This window comes from Microbacterium sp., from assembly GCF_031179285.1.
Taxonomy (GTDB): domain Bacteria; phylum Actinomycetota; class Actinomycetes; order Actinomycetales; family Microbacteriaceae; genus Microbacterium.
Window position 1 is genome coordinate 105,585 of the sequence record NZ_JAPSHY010000007.1, and the last position, 12,924, is coordinate 118,508.

Annotated in this window: 12 protein-coding genes; 3 read left to right on the top strand and 9 right to left on the bottom strand. The window is 68.2% G+C overall.

Going from position 1 to position 12,924, the window contains the following annotated elements:
* The first annotated feature begins 16 nt into the window (after positions 1 to 16).
* Both RIN18_RS06480 and RIN18_RS06485 read left to right on the top strand, forming a co-directional pair.
* The gene (locus tag RIN18_RS06480; protein WP_309103135.1) at positions 17 to 1,381 is read left to right on the top strand and encodes a DUF349 domain-containing protein; all 1,365 of its coding nucleotides are present in this window, start codon (positions 17 to 19) and stop codon (positions 1,379 to 1,381) included.
* Between the two features lie 64 nt (positions 1,382 to 1,445).
* The gene (locus RIN18_RS06485; RefSeq protein WP_309103136.1) at positions 1,446 to 1,994 is read left to right on the top strand and encodes an SAM-dependent methyltransferase; all 549 of its coding nucleotides are present in this window, start codon (positions 1,446 to 1,448) and stop codon (positions 1,992 to 1,994) included.
* On the opposite strand, the gene RIN18_RS06490 is transcribed toward RIN18_RS06485, so the two are convergent.
* The 9 genes from RIN18_RS06490 to RIN18_RS06530 all read right to left on the bottom strand — a co-directional run bounded on the left by RIN18_RS06490 (position 1,989) and on the right by RIN18_RS06530 (position 11,433).
* Positions 1,989 to 4,238 carry a bifunctional (p)ppGpp synthetase/guanosine-3',5'-bis(diphosphate) 3'-pyrophosphohydrolase gene (locus RIN18_RS06490; protein WP_309103137.1) on the bottom strand — a complete coding sequence of 750 codons (2,250 nt, stop codon included), beginning with the start codon at positions 4,236 to 4,238 and terminating at the stop codon, positions 1,989 to 1,991. The genes RIN18_RS06485 and RIN18_RS06490 overlap by 6 nt on opposite strands.
* A 70-nt stretch (positions 4,239 to 4,308) precedes the next feature.
* Complete coding sequence (gene secF / locus RIN18_RS06495; protein WP_309103138.1) at positions 4,309 to 5,298, bottom strand: protein translocase subunit SecF; 990 nt, start codon at positions 5,296 to 5,298, stop codon at positions 4,309 to 4,311.
* On the bottom strand, positions 5,298 to 7,028 hold the full coding sequence (gene secD, locus RIN18_RS06500; RefSeq protein WP_309103139.1) for a protein translocase subunit SecD: 1,731 nt from the start codon (positions 7,026 to 7,028) through the stop codon (positions 5,298 to 5,300). The genes secF and secD overlap by 1 nt, the downstream gene beginning before the upstream one ends.
* Positions 7,029 to 7,083: 55 nt before the next feature.
* Positions 7,084 to 7,521, bottom strand: a complete 438-nt coding sequence (gene yajC / locus RIN18_RS06505) for a preprotein translocase subunit YajC (RefSeq protein ID WP_309103140.1) — start codon at positions 7,519 to 7,521, stop codon at positions 7,084 to 7,086.
* A 73-nt stretch (positions 7,522 to 7,594) separates the two neighbouring features.
* A complete protein-coding gene (gene ruvB, locus RIN18_RS06510) occupies positions 7,595 to 8,623 on the bottom strand; it encodes a Holliday junction branch migration DNA helicase RuvB (protein WP_309103141.1) in 1,029 nt (342 codons plus the stop codon).
* Entirely contained in the window at positions 8,616 to 9,236 is a 621-nt protein-coding gene (ruvA, locus tag RIN18_RS06515; RefSeq protein WP_309103142.1) for a Holliday junction branch migration protein RuvA, read from the bottom strand. Before ruvA ends, ruvB begins: the two co-directional genes overlap by 8 nt.
* Before the next feature lie 9 nt (positions 9,237 to 9,245).
* Positions 9,246 to 9,830, bottom strand: a complete 585-nt coding sequence (ruvC, locus tag RIN18_RS06520; protein ID WP_309103143.1) for a crossover junction endodeoxyribonuclease RuvC — start codon at positions 9,828 to 9,830, stop codon at positions 9,246 to 9,248.
* A 9-nt stretch (positions 9,831 to 9,839) separates the two neighbouring features.
* Positions 9,840 to 10,643: a class I SAM-dependent methyltransferase gene (locus RIN18_RS06525; protein ID WP_309103144.1), complete on the bottom strand. Its 804-nt coding sequence runs from the start codon at positions 10,641 to 10,643 to the stop codon at positions 9,840 to 9,842.
* 28 nt (positions 10,644 to 10,671) lie between these two features.
* Positions 10,672 to 11,433 carry a YebC/PmpR family DNA-binding transcriptional regulator gene (locus RIN18_RS06530; RefSeq protein WP_309103145.1) on the bottom strand — a complete coding sequence of 254 codons (762 nt, stop codon included), beginning with the start codon at positions 11,431 to 11,433 and terminating at the stop codon, positions 10,672 to 10,674.
* A 122-nt stretch (positions 11,434 to 11,555) separates the two neighbouring features.
* Between RIN18_RS06530 and RIN18_RS06535 the strand changes: the two genes are divergently transcribed.
* A complete protein-coding gene (locus RIN18_RS06535; RefSeq protein WP_309103146.1) occupies positions 11,556 to 12,920 on the top strand; it encodes an aminotransferase class V-fold PLP-dependent enzyme in 1,365 nt (454 codons plus the stop codon).
* Positions 12,921 to 12,924 lie beyond the last annotated feature (4 nt).

Genomic DNA, 12,924 nt, shown 5'->3' on the forward strand with positions numbered 1-12,924 from the left:
CGCAAGGAGAATCACTGTGTCTGCCAACGAGCCTTCGAAGCCGACTCCCCCCATCCCCGCTCCGCCCGCAGCACCGCTGCCGCGGAAGATCCCCAACCCGGCCGCGGTGGCGCCGGCCGCGCCGGCCGCACCTGTGAAGGGCGCTCAGGCCGCCAATGCCGCCGAGTGGGGCCGGGTCGCCGACGACGGAACCGTCGAGGTGCGAGAGGGTGACTCGTGGCGGGTCGTCGGCCAGTATCCGGACGGCACCCCTGACGAGGCTCTTGCCTATTTCGTGCGCAAGTTCGACGACATCGCCTTCAAGGTCCAAGCGCTCGAGCAGCGCCACGCGGCGGGCGGCGCATCGGCCGGTGACCTGGCCAAGCAGGCAGCTCATCTCATGAAGGAGGCGACGGATGCCGCCGCCGTCGGCGATCTCGCTTCCCTCCGCGCGCGGTTGGACGCTCTGACGTCGTCCCTGTCGGAGGCGACTGCACGGGAGGCGCAGCAGGCGAAGGAACTCGTCGAGCAGGCGATTGCGGAGCGCACCGCGCTCGTCGAGCGCGCCGAGGCCATTGCCGCGCGTGACCTCTCCAAGGTCCAGTGGAAGCAGGTCACCGCTGAACTCGCGGAGCTGTTCGACGCCTGGCAGGCGCAGCAGCAGAACGGCCCGCGCCTGTCCAAAGGGATCTCCCAGCAGTTGTGGAAGCGATTCCGTGACGCCCGCGCCGTCGTCGACAAGCACCGTCGCGCGTTCTACGCCGAGCTCGACGACACGCACAAGTCCGCACGCGATGCCAAAGCCCGCCTCGTGGAGCGCGCCGAGGCCCTCGCCCCTCGCGGTGTCGACGGCATCCCCGCATACCGCACTCTGCTCGACGAGTGGAAGGCGGCCGGCCGCGCCGGACGCAAGGCCGATGACGCGCTCTGGCTGAAGTTCAAGGCGGCCGGCGATGCACTGTATGCCGCCCGCGCCGAGCAGGCCGCCGCCGAAGAGGCCGACTCCGCGCCGAAGATCGAGGCGCGCGAGGCTCTGCTCGACGAGGCAAAGGCCGTCGCGGACGAGCCGAACATCAAGCGCGCTCGTGCTCTGCTCACCCGGATCCAGCGGCAGTGGGACGAGCTCGGACGCATCTTCCCCCGCGAGAAGGAGCGCGCACTCGACGACCGGCTGCGGGCCATCGAGCAGGCGCTGAAGGCTCGCGAGGACGTCGACTGGAAGAAGAACAACCCCGAGACCAAGGCCCGCGCCAACGACATGAGCTCGCAGCTGCTCGAAGCCATCGAGAAGCTGGAGGCGGAGCTCGCCGCGGCCGAGAAGGCCGGCGACAGGAAGGCCGCCAAGGAGGCGGCCGACGCCCTCGAGGCTCGTCGGGCCTGGCTCAGCGCCCTCGGCGGCTGAGCCCTTTATCCACAGATCCTCTCGCCGGATCCGAGCGCGGGGTGCGGCACGCCACACTGGCGTGATGCACCCCGCGTTGTTCTATCTTCCCGGTGAGCGTCTCAGCCAGCCGGAGCTGAGTGCCGCGAGGATCGACGGTCACGTCGTCGAGATCGGTGAGGGCTATATCCCGGCCGACCTCGTGGAGAGTCCCCAGGCGCGAGCCGCCGGGCTCGCAGCGCTGATCATTCCGGGCCTCGCTGCATCAGGCCCGTCCGCTGCCTGGGTCCATGGTGCGGGCGACCGTCCGCCGCTGCGCCACCATGCGCACCGAGCGGTTCCTCACCGCGTGCGTGCGCCGCAGAGCGCCCGGCTCGCATTCCACGACACCGCGCTGGAAGATCACGAGATGCTTTGGATCGGCGGGATCGCCGTCGCGACGCCACTGCGCACCATGATCGATCTGCTGCTCGGCATCCATCGGGACGCGACGCTGGCCGTGTGGGCCGAAGCCCTCCTCGAAGTCTTGCCGCCGCTGCTCGACGAGGCGGGTGTCGCGCTGCAGTCGATGCATCGCGTGCCGGGAAGCCGGGCGGCGCGCGCCGAGGTGGATCGCCTGAAGCGGCGGTTATGACGACGTGACGCGATACACGTCGTAGACGGCGTCGATACGGCGCACCGCGTTGAGCACGCGGTCGAGGTGGACGGCGTCGCCCATCTCGAACACGAAACGGCTGAGTGCGAGCCGGTCGTCGGTCGTCGAGACCGTGGCCGAGAGGATGTTCACGTGGTGCTCGCTGAGCACGCGGGTGACGTCGGAGAGCAGTCCGGACCGATCGAGGGCCTCGACTTGGATCTGAACCCGGAAGACGCTCTTGGTCGTCGGCGCCCAGGACACGTCGACGAAGCGGTCCTGCTCCGCGCCGAGAGCCTTCACGTTGACGCAGTCGGCGCGGTGCACCGAGACTCCGCTGCCGCGGGTGACGAATCCGACGATGGGGTCTCCGGGCACCGGCGTGCAGCATTTTGCGAGCTTCACCAGGATGTCAGCCGCGCCGCGCACGAGGATTCCCGAGTCGCCGGCGCGCGGCTCGCGCGTCGGGATGTTGCCTGGCAGTTCGATCGCACCGGTCGTGGTGTCGTTCGCAGCGACCAGCGCCGTGACCTTCTCGAGCACCGACTGCGTCGAAACGTGCCCCTCGCCGACGGCTGCGTACAAGGCTGAGACATCTTCATACCGCAGCTGCTGCGCGACCTCGGCGAACGAGTCCTGGCTCATCAGGCGCTGCAGGGGCAGGTTCTGCCGGCGCATCGCCCTGGCGATGGACTCCTTGCCCTGCTCGATCGCCTCTTCGCGGCGCTCCTTGGTGAACCATCCGCGGATCTTGTTTCGCGCGCGGGTGCTGCGGACGAACCCGAGCCAATCCTGACTGGGCCCTGCATCGGGATTCTTCGACGTGAAGACCTCGACCACGTCGCCGCTTTTCAGCTCGGACTCGAGCGGAACGAGTCGTCCGTTGACCTTGGCCCCCATGGTGCGGTGACCGATCTCGGTGTGCACGGCGTAGGCGAAGTCCACCGGGGTGGCACCGGCGGGCAGACCGATGACGCGGCCCTTGGGCGTGAAGACGTAGACCTCCTTCGCGCCGATCTCGAACCGGAGCGAATCGAGGAACTCGCCCGGGTCGGCCGTCTCCGCCTGCCAGTCCGAGATGTGCGCGAGCCACGCCATGTCGGCGTCCGAGGCGCGGACTTCCGTCTTGCCGCCGTTCATCCGCTCTTTGTACATCCAGTGCGCGGCGACTCCGTATTCCGCCTGCTGGTGCATCTCGTGCGTGCGGATCTGGATCTCGACCGTGCGGCCGCCGGGGCCGATCACTGTCGTATGGAGCGACTGATACAGGTTGAACTTCGGCGTGGCGATGTAGTCCTTGAAGCGGCCGGGCAGAGGAGTCCAGCGCGCATGGATCGCACCGAGGACCGCGTAGCAGTCGCGGACCGAGCCCACCAGGACGCGGATGCCGATGAGGTCGTAGATGTCATCGAACTCGCGCCCGCGGATGACCATCTTCTGATACACCGAGTACAGCTGCTTCGGCCGCCCGACGACCTTGCCGCGGATGCGCAGGTCGCGAAGGTCCTCATCGATCTCCTCGACGACCTGCTGCAGATACTTCTCCCGCTGCGGCGTGCGCTGCGCGATGAGACTGTGAATCTCGTTGTAGATCTTAGGATGCAGGACTGCGAAGGAGAGGTCTTCGAGCTCGGACTTCACGGCCTGGATGCCGAGCCGGTTGGCCAGCGGCGCGTAGATCTCGAGCGTTTCCTTGGCCTTCTTGGAGGCCTTCTCGGGAGGTACGAAACCCCAGGTGCGGGCGTTGTGCAGCCGGTCGGCGAGCTTGATCAGCAGCACGCGGATGTCCTTCGACATGGCCACGATCATCTTGCGGACGGTCTCGGCCTGCGCACTCTCGCCGTACTTCACCTTGTCGAGCTTGGTGACCCCGTCGACCAGCATCGCGACCTCGTCGCCGAACTCCGCGGTCAGATCGGTCAGCGCATACCCGGTGTCCTCGACGGTGTCGTGCAGCAGCGCTGCCGCGATCGCCCTCGGCCCGAGGCCGAGTTCGGCGAGGATCTGAGCGACGGCGAGCGGGTGGGTGATGTACGGCTCGCCGCTCTGGCGCAACTGCCCCGCGTGCTTGTCCTTCGCGACCGCGTACGCCCGCTCGATGACGGAGAAGTCGCCCTTCGGGTGGTTCGCCCTCACCGTTCTGATCAGATTGTCCAGATCGTTGACGCGCGAGGCGCGCGAGAAGATGCGGGGCACGAGGCGACGCAGGCTCGAGCCTTGCGCCTGCGGATTAGCCTCCGCCATCCATTCACCTCCGGGTCAGAACATCCTACGCGCGCGTGCGAGGTGTCAGCCCCGCATCAGACGGGCCGGTCTACGCGTCGACGGTCGCGCGGGCGCGCGCCTCGCGGATCCGCGCGTCGCGCTCCGCGATCTGCGGTTCCCTCTCGCGGAACAGCGAGTACAGCGGCGCCGCGACGAACAGCGTCGAGTAGGTCGCCACGAGGATGCCGACGAAGATCGAGAGCGAGATGTCGGTCAGCGTCTCCGCACCGAGCCAGAACGCGCCGATGAAGAGGATCGCGCCGACAGGAAGAGCCGCGACGACAGAGGTGTTGATGGAGCGGATGAGGGTCTGGTTGACCGCGAGGTTGACGGATTCCCCGAAAGTGCGCGAACTGTTCTCGCCGTCCTCCGTGGTGTTCTCGCGGATCTTGTCGAAGACGACGGTGGTGTCGTACAGCGAGTACGCGAGGATCGTGAGGAAGCCGATCACAGCGGCGGGCGAGATCTCGAATCCGGCGAGTGCGTACACCCCGACCGTGATCACGAGCACATCGAGCAGGCCGAGGATCGCGGCGGCCGACATCTTCCACGTCCGGAAGTAGATCGCGAGGATGAGGAAGGTCAGTGCGAGGAAGATCGCGAGCCCCCAGAGCGACTGCCGCGTCACGTTCTCGCCCCAGGCGGGTCCGATGAACGACGACGCGACGCCGTCGGGATCCACCTCGTACGCCTCGGCGAGGGCATCGGCGACCTGCTGGGTCTCCTCGGCGCTCATCTGGTCGGTCTGGACGCGGATGTCCCGGTCGCTGACGACGACGACCTTCGTGTTGGCACCGGGCACCACCGATCGCACGGCATCGGTGGCACGACCCTGATCCGTCGTGGAAGGCGCCTGAACGGTGAACTGAGAGCCGCCGGTGAACTCGATCGAGAACTGGATGGGGCGCAGCAGCGGCACGAGGGCCGAGGCGACGACCAGCGCGATCGCGATGATGAACCACAGCCGGCGGCGGCCCACGAACGGGAAGGAGGTCTTACCCGTGTAGAGGTTGTTGCCGAACTCATTCATGGAAGCCATCAGGCGTCTCCCTCACTTGCGGAGTTCGTCGTTCGATCGCCCGCGAGGGCTTCTGCGCGTTTGCGTTCCGCGATGGTCTGTCGTCGCTCGGCCTCGCCGCGCGAGCGGGCGATCTTCGCGGAGCGACCGACGGTGGTCGGTGCCACCTCGCGATACTGCGTGCGGGTGCGGTACACCGCACCGAGCGACTCAGGGTCGAGCCCGGACAGCGGGTGCCCTCCCCCGAAGAATCGCGTGCGGGCGAGCAGCTGCATGACCGGGTGCGTGAAGATGACGAAGATGAACACGTCGATGAGCGTCGTGAGACCGAGCGTGAACGCGAAGCCCTTCACCGTGGCATCCGCGAGGACGTAGAGCACGACGGCGGCGAGGACGTTGATCGACTTGGAGATGTAGATGGTGCGCTTCGCACGGCCCCAGCCGTCCTCCACGGCGGTCGTGATCGACTTGCCGTCGCGGAGCTCGTCTCGGATGCGCTCGAAGTACACGATGAACGAGTCGGCCGTGAACCCGATGGAGACGATCAACCCCGCGACACCGGCGAGCGAGAGCCGGAATCCCAGGCGCCACGCGAGGATGCACACGATGACGTAGGTCAGCACCGCCATCACGATGATCGAGGCGATGATCACCGTCCCGAGGGCCCGGTAGCTGATGAGCGAGTAGATCGCGACGAGCGCGAGCCCGATGAGACCTGCGATGAGACCGATCTGCAGCTGCTGCGTTCCGAGGGTCGCCGAGATGGTGTCGGAGCTCTCCACGACGAAGCTCAGCGGCAGCGCGCCGTACTTCAGCTGATCGGCGAGGGTCTTGGAGCTCTCCTGGGTGAAGTCGCCGGAGATGCTCGGGCGGCCGTCGAGGATGAGACCGTTCATCCTCGGCGCGGAGATGACCTTGCCGTCCAGCACGAACGCGAACTGGTCGCGCGGCGTCAGCCCCTCGAGTCGGTTCTGGTTCAGGCGCTGGCTGACCTCGCCGAACACGTCGGTGCCCTTGCCGTTGAGCGTGAGCTGAACCGTCCACGTGCCGGACTGCGGATCGCGGCCGCTGACTGCGTCGTTGATGACGGTGCCGTCGAGTTCCTGCGGACCGAGGAGGAACTTCGCCGTCCCGAGGTCGTCACAGGTGATCAGCGGCTCGTCGGCCGGTGCATTCGCGGCATCCTCGGCGGGGTTGCTGCAGTCGTAGGCGAGGAATTCGGCGTTGAGCTTCGGGGTGATCCACGCCAGATCGCTCGCATCGGTGGGCTCGGCTGTCGGAGCTGCCTCCAAGGAGGGGTCCGGTGCCGGGTACGGCGTGTTGTTGCCGTCCTCGCCGACGAACTCGTTCGTCGGCGCGTTCGTCGCGAGCACGGCGCGGAACTCCAGCTGCGCACTGGCCTGAATGCGCTCGCGCGTCTCGTCATCCACCGCACCCGGTACCTGGACGACGATGTTCCGGCCGCCCTCGGTGGTGATGTCGGCCTCGGCGACGCCGGAGGCGTCGACGCGCTGCCGGATGATGGCCGCCGCCTGGTCGAGCTGCTCCTGCGTGGGAGCGGAGCCGTCCTCCGTGACCGCGCCGAGGATGATCTGCGTGCCGCCCTGAAGATCGAGCGCCAGTTCCGGCGTCCACGAGCTCTTCTGGAACCCGTACACGCCGAGGGCGTTGACGCCGAAGAGGGCTGCCGTCACCAGGAGCAGGCCGAGAAGGACCCGCCAGGCGTGACGGACCGGAGAGGATGAAGCCACGTGAGTTCAGCTTTCTGAGTTGCCGGAGTGCCGCGAGCGGCGGATCGCCGAGGACTTACTTGGTGTCGTCGGAATCGCGATCGAGACGCGCGCGCGTCTCTTCCGTCGTCTCCATGCCCGAGGTCGCCTGCGCGCCCGACGCGGGCGCGGTGTTCGGGGTCGTGTCATCTGCGGGCAGCGCTGCGTCGTCGGCGACGGCATCCTCGACGATGACGTCCTTGGGCTCCACGATGCGCAGGATCGCCTGGCTGTGCACCTCGATGATCGTGCCCGGGGCGATCTCGACGAGAGCGGGTGCGTCGAGATCCTCGGCGTCGTACGCGACGATGGTGCCGAAGATGCCGCCCTGCAGGAGCACCTTCACACCCGGAAGGGTCTTGGACGCCTTCTCCTCCTGCTCTGCCTTCATCTGCTTCGTGCGCTTGCGCGTGTTGAAGATCATGAAGACCAGGAGGACCGCAAGGAGGCCGAAGAGGAGGAATTCCATTGGCATGGGTAAGCGCCTTTCTCAGGTGCACGCGCCAGCCTTTGGGCGCACAAGGGGATCAGGGAGAAGTCTTCAGCGATTATAGGTCATCGAGGCGCAGTGCCCCGTCCGGGTGGGGCACGCCGAGGTGCGTGTACGCCTCCGGCATCGCGATCCGCCCTCGAGGCGTCCGGCCGAGATAGCCGATGCGGACGAGGTATGGCTCGACCACGCTCTCCACGGTCTCTGCCTCTTCACCGACAGCGACCGCAAGGGTGCTCAGACCCACCGGACCGCCGCGGAACCGCCGCACGAGCGCCTCGAGCACGGCGCGATCGAGCCGGTCAAGACCGATCGAGTCGACGTCGTAGAGCTCCAGAGCTGCGCGCACGTCGCCGATCGAGGCGGCTGATCCCGCGCCGTGCACCAGCGCGTAGTCGCGCACGCGCCTGAGCAACCTGTTGGCGATGCGCGGGGTGCCGCGGGATCGGCGGGCGATCTCGGCGAGCGAATCCGCGGGAAGATCCACACCGAGCACTCCGGCGGACCGCCCGATCACCTGTTCGAGCTCCGCCTCCTCATAGAACTCCAGGTGACCGGTGAAGCCGAAGCGGTCGCGGAGCGGATTGGGCAGGAGCCCTGAGCGGGTGGTCGCTCCCACCAGGGTGAACGGTGCGAGATCCAGTGGGATGCTGGTGGCACCGGCGCCCTTCCCGACCATGATGTCGATGCGGAAGTCCTCCATCGCGAGGTACAGCATCTCCTCGGCGGATCGGGCCATGCGGTGGATCTCGTCGATGAAGAGCACCTCGCCGGGGACGAGGCTCGACAACAGTGCGGCGAGATCGCCCGCATGCTGGATCGCGGGCCCGCTGGACAGTCGCAACGGGCGCTGACTCTCGTGCGCCACGATCATGGCCAGCGTCGTCTTGCCGAGTCCCGGCGGGCCCGCGAGGAGGATGTGATCGGCGGGCCGGCTTTGGATGCGGGCAGCGTCCAGAAGCAGCTGCAGCTGACCGCGGACCTTCTGCTGACCGACGAACTCGCCGAGACTCGTGGGTCGAAGTGCCCCTTCGATCGCGAGCTCGATGTCGTCGACCGGTTCCGCCGTTTCGCGACCCTCAACCACGCGGCTGACCCCCCTGCGCCGGTCCGAGCAGCGCGAGCGTGCGTCGCAGCAGCAACGCGACCGAAGCCTGCTCGGCCACGGTCGCCTCCGCCGCCGTCTGCGCGGCAGCCTCGGCCGCGACCTTCTCCGACCAGCCCAGTCCGACGAGCGCGGCGGCCACTTGGCTCACGATGTCCTTCTCGGTGCCGGCTGCGGTCTTGGGCGCGAGACCGATGGGCCGGACCTTGCCGGCAAGCTGCAGCACGATGAGCTTCGCCGTCTTCGGCCCGATGCCCGATACGCGCCGGAACGGGGCGTCGTCCTCGCCGGTCACAGCCTCGGCGATCTGGTCGACGGTGAGATGCGCGAGCACACCGAGAGCCGACTTCGGTCCGACACCGGTGACACTGATGAGCAGCCCGAACACCTCGAGCTCGCTGCGCTCGGCGAATCCGTAGAGCGACAGCGCATCCTCGCGGACGATGAGGCTGGTGTGCAGCAGCAGCCTCTCACCCACGGTTGCCGTGTGAGCGACGTCGGGGGGAACGGCGACGGCGAACCCCACGCCGCCGACATCGAGGACGACCTGATCAGGCGTCGTGTGCAGGACGACGCCGTGCAGGGAGGAGATCATCTGCCCAGCCTATGGCGCGGATCGTATGTATGTTCGAGCGACACGCTCGGCGTCCGCCCAGGCGCGCTGGGCGGGGGTGAGTGCGCCTGCAGCGGAGGCGTCGCCACTCCCCCGCCGCCAGGCATGGCAGAGCGCGATCGCCAGAGCGTCGGCGGCATCCGCCGGCTGCGGCGGAGCGTCGAGGCGAAGAATCCGGGCGATCATCGACTGCACCTGTCGCTTGTCGGCGGAACCGTACCCGGTCACGGCGGCTTTGACCTCGCTCGGCGTGTGCGTCGCGGCTGGGAGGCCGGCTTCTGCGGCGAGCAGCAGCGCGACGCCGCTGGCCTGCGCCGTGCCCATCACGGTGTGGCTGTTCTGCTGCGCGAACACCCGTTCCACCGCGATCGCGTCGGGCCGGTGTGCGGCGATGACCTCACGGATGCCGGCGGCGACGACGGCGAGCCGTTCGCCGATGGGCGCGTCCGGCGAGGAGCGGATCACGCCGACGTGCACGAGCGTGCCGCGGCGGTCGCGGCCGACGTCGACGACGCCGACCCCGCATCGCGTGAGGCCGGGATCGATGCCGAGCACGCGCAACGAGGAGGTGGTCACCTCGCCAGGCTAAGCGCTCGAAGCGGTGCCTCGGCGCAGACTCGCCTCGACGCTGGCGGGTTCCGCGTCGCCCGAAGCGACGGGCTTCAGCACGATCAGCCAGGAGGTGTAGTGCTCGATCACGCGACCTCCGAGGTCGCGCACCGCGCCCGCTGCCTGATCGACCTCTGCCGTGCTCCAGTCGCTGAATGTGCTGAAGAGGGCCCGCACCTGCCCCGCATCGAGCTCGACCGACCATCGGTATGCCGACGAGTGCTCGACCTCGAAGCGGCCGCCTGCCGTCAGCCGGGCGGCCGTCACCGTCGCGTCCTCGGCATCCGCACCGCGCCGGAGTGGAGACTGACGATCGCGCACGATCCGTGCGATGCGCTCGCGGAACGGCGTGACCACCGTCGCGTCGCCGAAGACGTTGCGCCAGACCAGGAAGCGCCCGGTGGGTCTCAGCACCCGCGCGATCTTCGGCAGAACGATGTCGAGATCCATCCAGTGGATCGACGTGGCGGCGACGGCGAGGTCGAACGAGGCTCGGTCGAGTTCGAGGTCCTCGGCGCGGCCGACGATCACCTCCGCAGCCGGACACGCCTCCGCCAGCAGGGCGGCGAGCCGGGCACCGGGCTCGACCGCCGTGACGTGCAGGCCCGCGGCGAGCATCGGACCGGTCGCCTGCCCTGTGCCCGCTCCGATGTCGAGCGCACGGTTCCCGCGGCGAAGGAGCCCGCGGTCCCGCAGCGTCGCCCAGAGCTCAGGCGGGTACGGGGGTCTGGAGCTCACGTAGTCGTCCGCGTGGGCCTCGAAGTGCATCGGATCGGGCATCGCCGCGGACTCTCGGCTCAGCGACGACTCAGGACTCGTCGTTCTCGAGTTCGGCCTGCACCTCAGCTGTGAGATCGAAGTTGCTGAAGACGCTCTGCACGTCGTCGCTGTCTTCGAGTGCGTCGATGAGGCGGAAGATCTTGCGGGCGGTGTCCGCGTCGACTTCGACCTTCAGGTTCGGCACGAACTCGACATCGGCGGATTCGTACTCGATGCCCGCCTCCTGCAGGGCGGTTCGCACAGCGACCAGATCGGAGGCCTCGGTGATGACAGCGAAGCCGTCACCATGCGGCTCGACCTCTTCGGCACCGGCCTCGAGGACGGCCATCATGATGTCATCCTCCGTGGTGCCCTCCGAACCGACCACGATGACGCCCTTGCGGGTGAAGTTGTAGGCGACGCTGCCGGGGTCGGCGAGGTTGCCTCCGTTGCGGCTCAGGGCGGTGCGGACCTCGGCGGCCGCCCGGTTCTTGTTGTCCGTCAGGCACTCGATCATGAGAGCGACGCCGTTGGGACCGTAGCCCTCATACATGATCGAGGTGTACTCGACGGACTCGCCGCCGATGCCTGCCCCGCGCTTGATCGCGCGGTCGATGTTGTCCTTGGGAACCGAGGTCTTCTTCGCCTTGAGCACCGCGTCGAAGAGCGTCGGGTTGCCCTGCAGGTCGGCACCGCCGAGCTTCGCGGCGACCTCGATGTTCTTGATGAGCTTGGCCCACGACTTCGCACGGCGAGAGTCGATGATCGCCTTCTTGTGCTTCGTCGTCGCCCACTTGGAATGCCCGGACATAATTCTCCGCTCGTCGTCTCCGCCCGGGCCGTGCCCAGGGCGTCGTCCAGTCTAACAACCGGCCGGCGCGGCTCACCGGGAAGGGCTTGTCCGGGTCCCGGCCCGGTGGGAGACTTGCGCACATGGACGAACGAGAGCGTGCTCTCGACGCCGCGCACCGCAGCGCGAACGAGTTCCTGGTCACGCTCGCTGACAGGCCGGTCTGGCCTCGCGCGAGCCTGGAGGAGATGCTCGACGCGTTCGGGGGCGAACTTCCGGAGCACGGGACCGATCCCGCGGCCGTGATCGCAGAGATCTCCGAGCGCGCCGACCCGGGCCTGGTCGCCATCCCCGGTGGAAGGTTCTTCGGTTTCGTGATCGGCGCCACCCATCCGGCGGCTCTCGCCGCCGACTGGCTCGTGTCGGCGTGGGATCAGAACGCCGGCTCCTCGAAGCTGACTCCTGCGACGGTCGCCATGGAACGAGTCGCCGGACAGTGGATGCTCGAGGTGCTCGGGCTCCCGTCTTCCGCGAGCGTCGGCTTCGTGACCGGCGGGCAGCTCGCCAACTTCACGTGCCTCTCCACCGCGCGCAATGCCGTCCTGATGCGGGCAGGGTGGGATCTCGCCGAGCGCGGGCTCCGTGCCGCCCCGCCGTTGCGATTCGTCGTCGGCGCAGACCGCCACGGCTCCATCGACCGGGCCGCGCGCTTCCTCGGCATCGGGCGCGCAGAGATGATCGTCGTCGACTCGGACGACCAGGGACGCATGCGGGCGGAGGCGCTGGAGCGCGCTCTGCACGAGAGCGCCGGGCCGCTGATCGTCTGCCTGCAGGCGGGCGAGGTGCATACCGGCGCGTTCGACGACTTCTCGACGCTCATCCCGATCGCCCGGCAGCACGATGCATGGGTTCACATCGACGGGGCCTTCGGACTCTGGGCTGCCGCCTCTCCCTCGCTGCGGCATCTCACGAACGGCATCGACCAGGCGGACTCGTGGGCGACCGACGCGCACAAGACCCTCAACGTCCCCTACGACTGCGGCATGGCGATCGTCCGGGTTCCTGCCGACTCGATCGCCGCGTTCCGCACCGGCGGCGACTACCTGATCTACTCCGGGCTCGACCCGTGGGACGTCACGCCCGAACTCTCGCGGCGTGCCCGCGGCGTCCCCGCGTGGGCCGCGATGCGAAGCCTCGGCAGAACGGGGATCATCGCGCTTCTCGACCGGCTGCACCAGAATGCGGTGGCGATGGCGGCGGGGCTTCGGAGCGTCGACGGCATCGAGGTGCTCAACGACGTCGACTACACGCAGGTGATGTTCAGGCTCGACACCGATGACGCCACCCGGGCCCTCGGAGAGGCCATCCTCGCTGACGGCACCGCTGCGGTGACCGGTGCCCAGTGGCGTGGTCTCGCGACGCTCCGCTGCTCGATGTCCTCCTGGGCGACGACGAGCGACGACATCGACCGCACCGTGGCGGCGATCCGTCGACTCGCCGCCGTCTGAACGC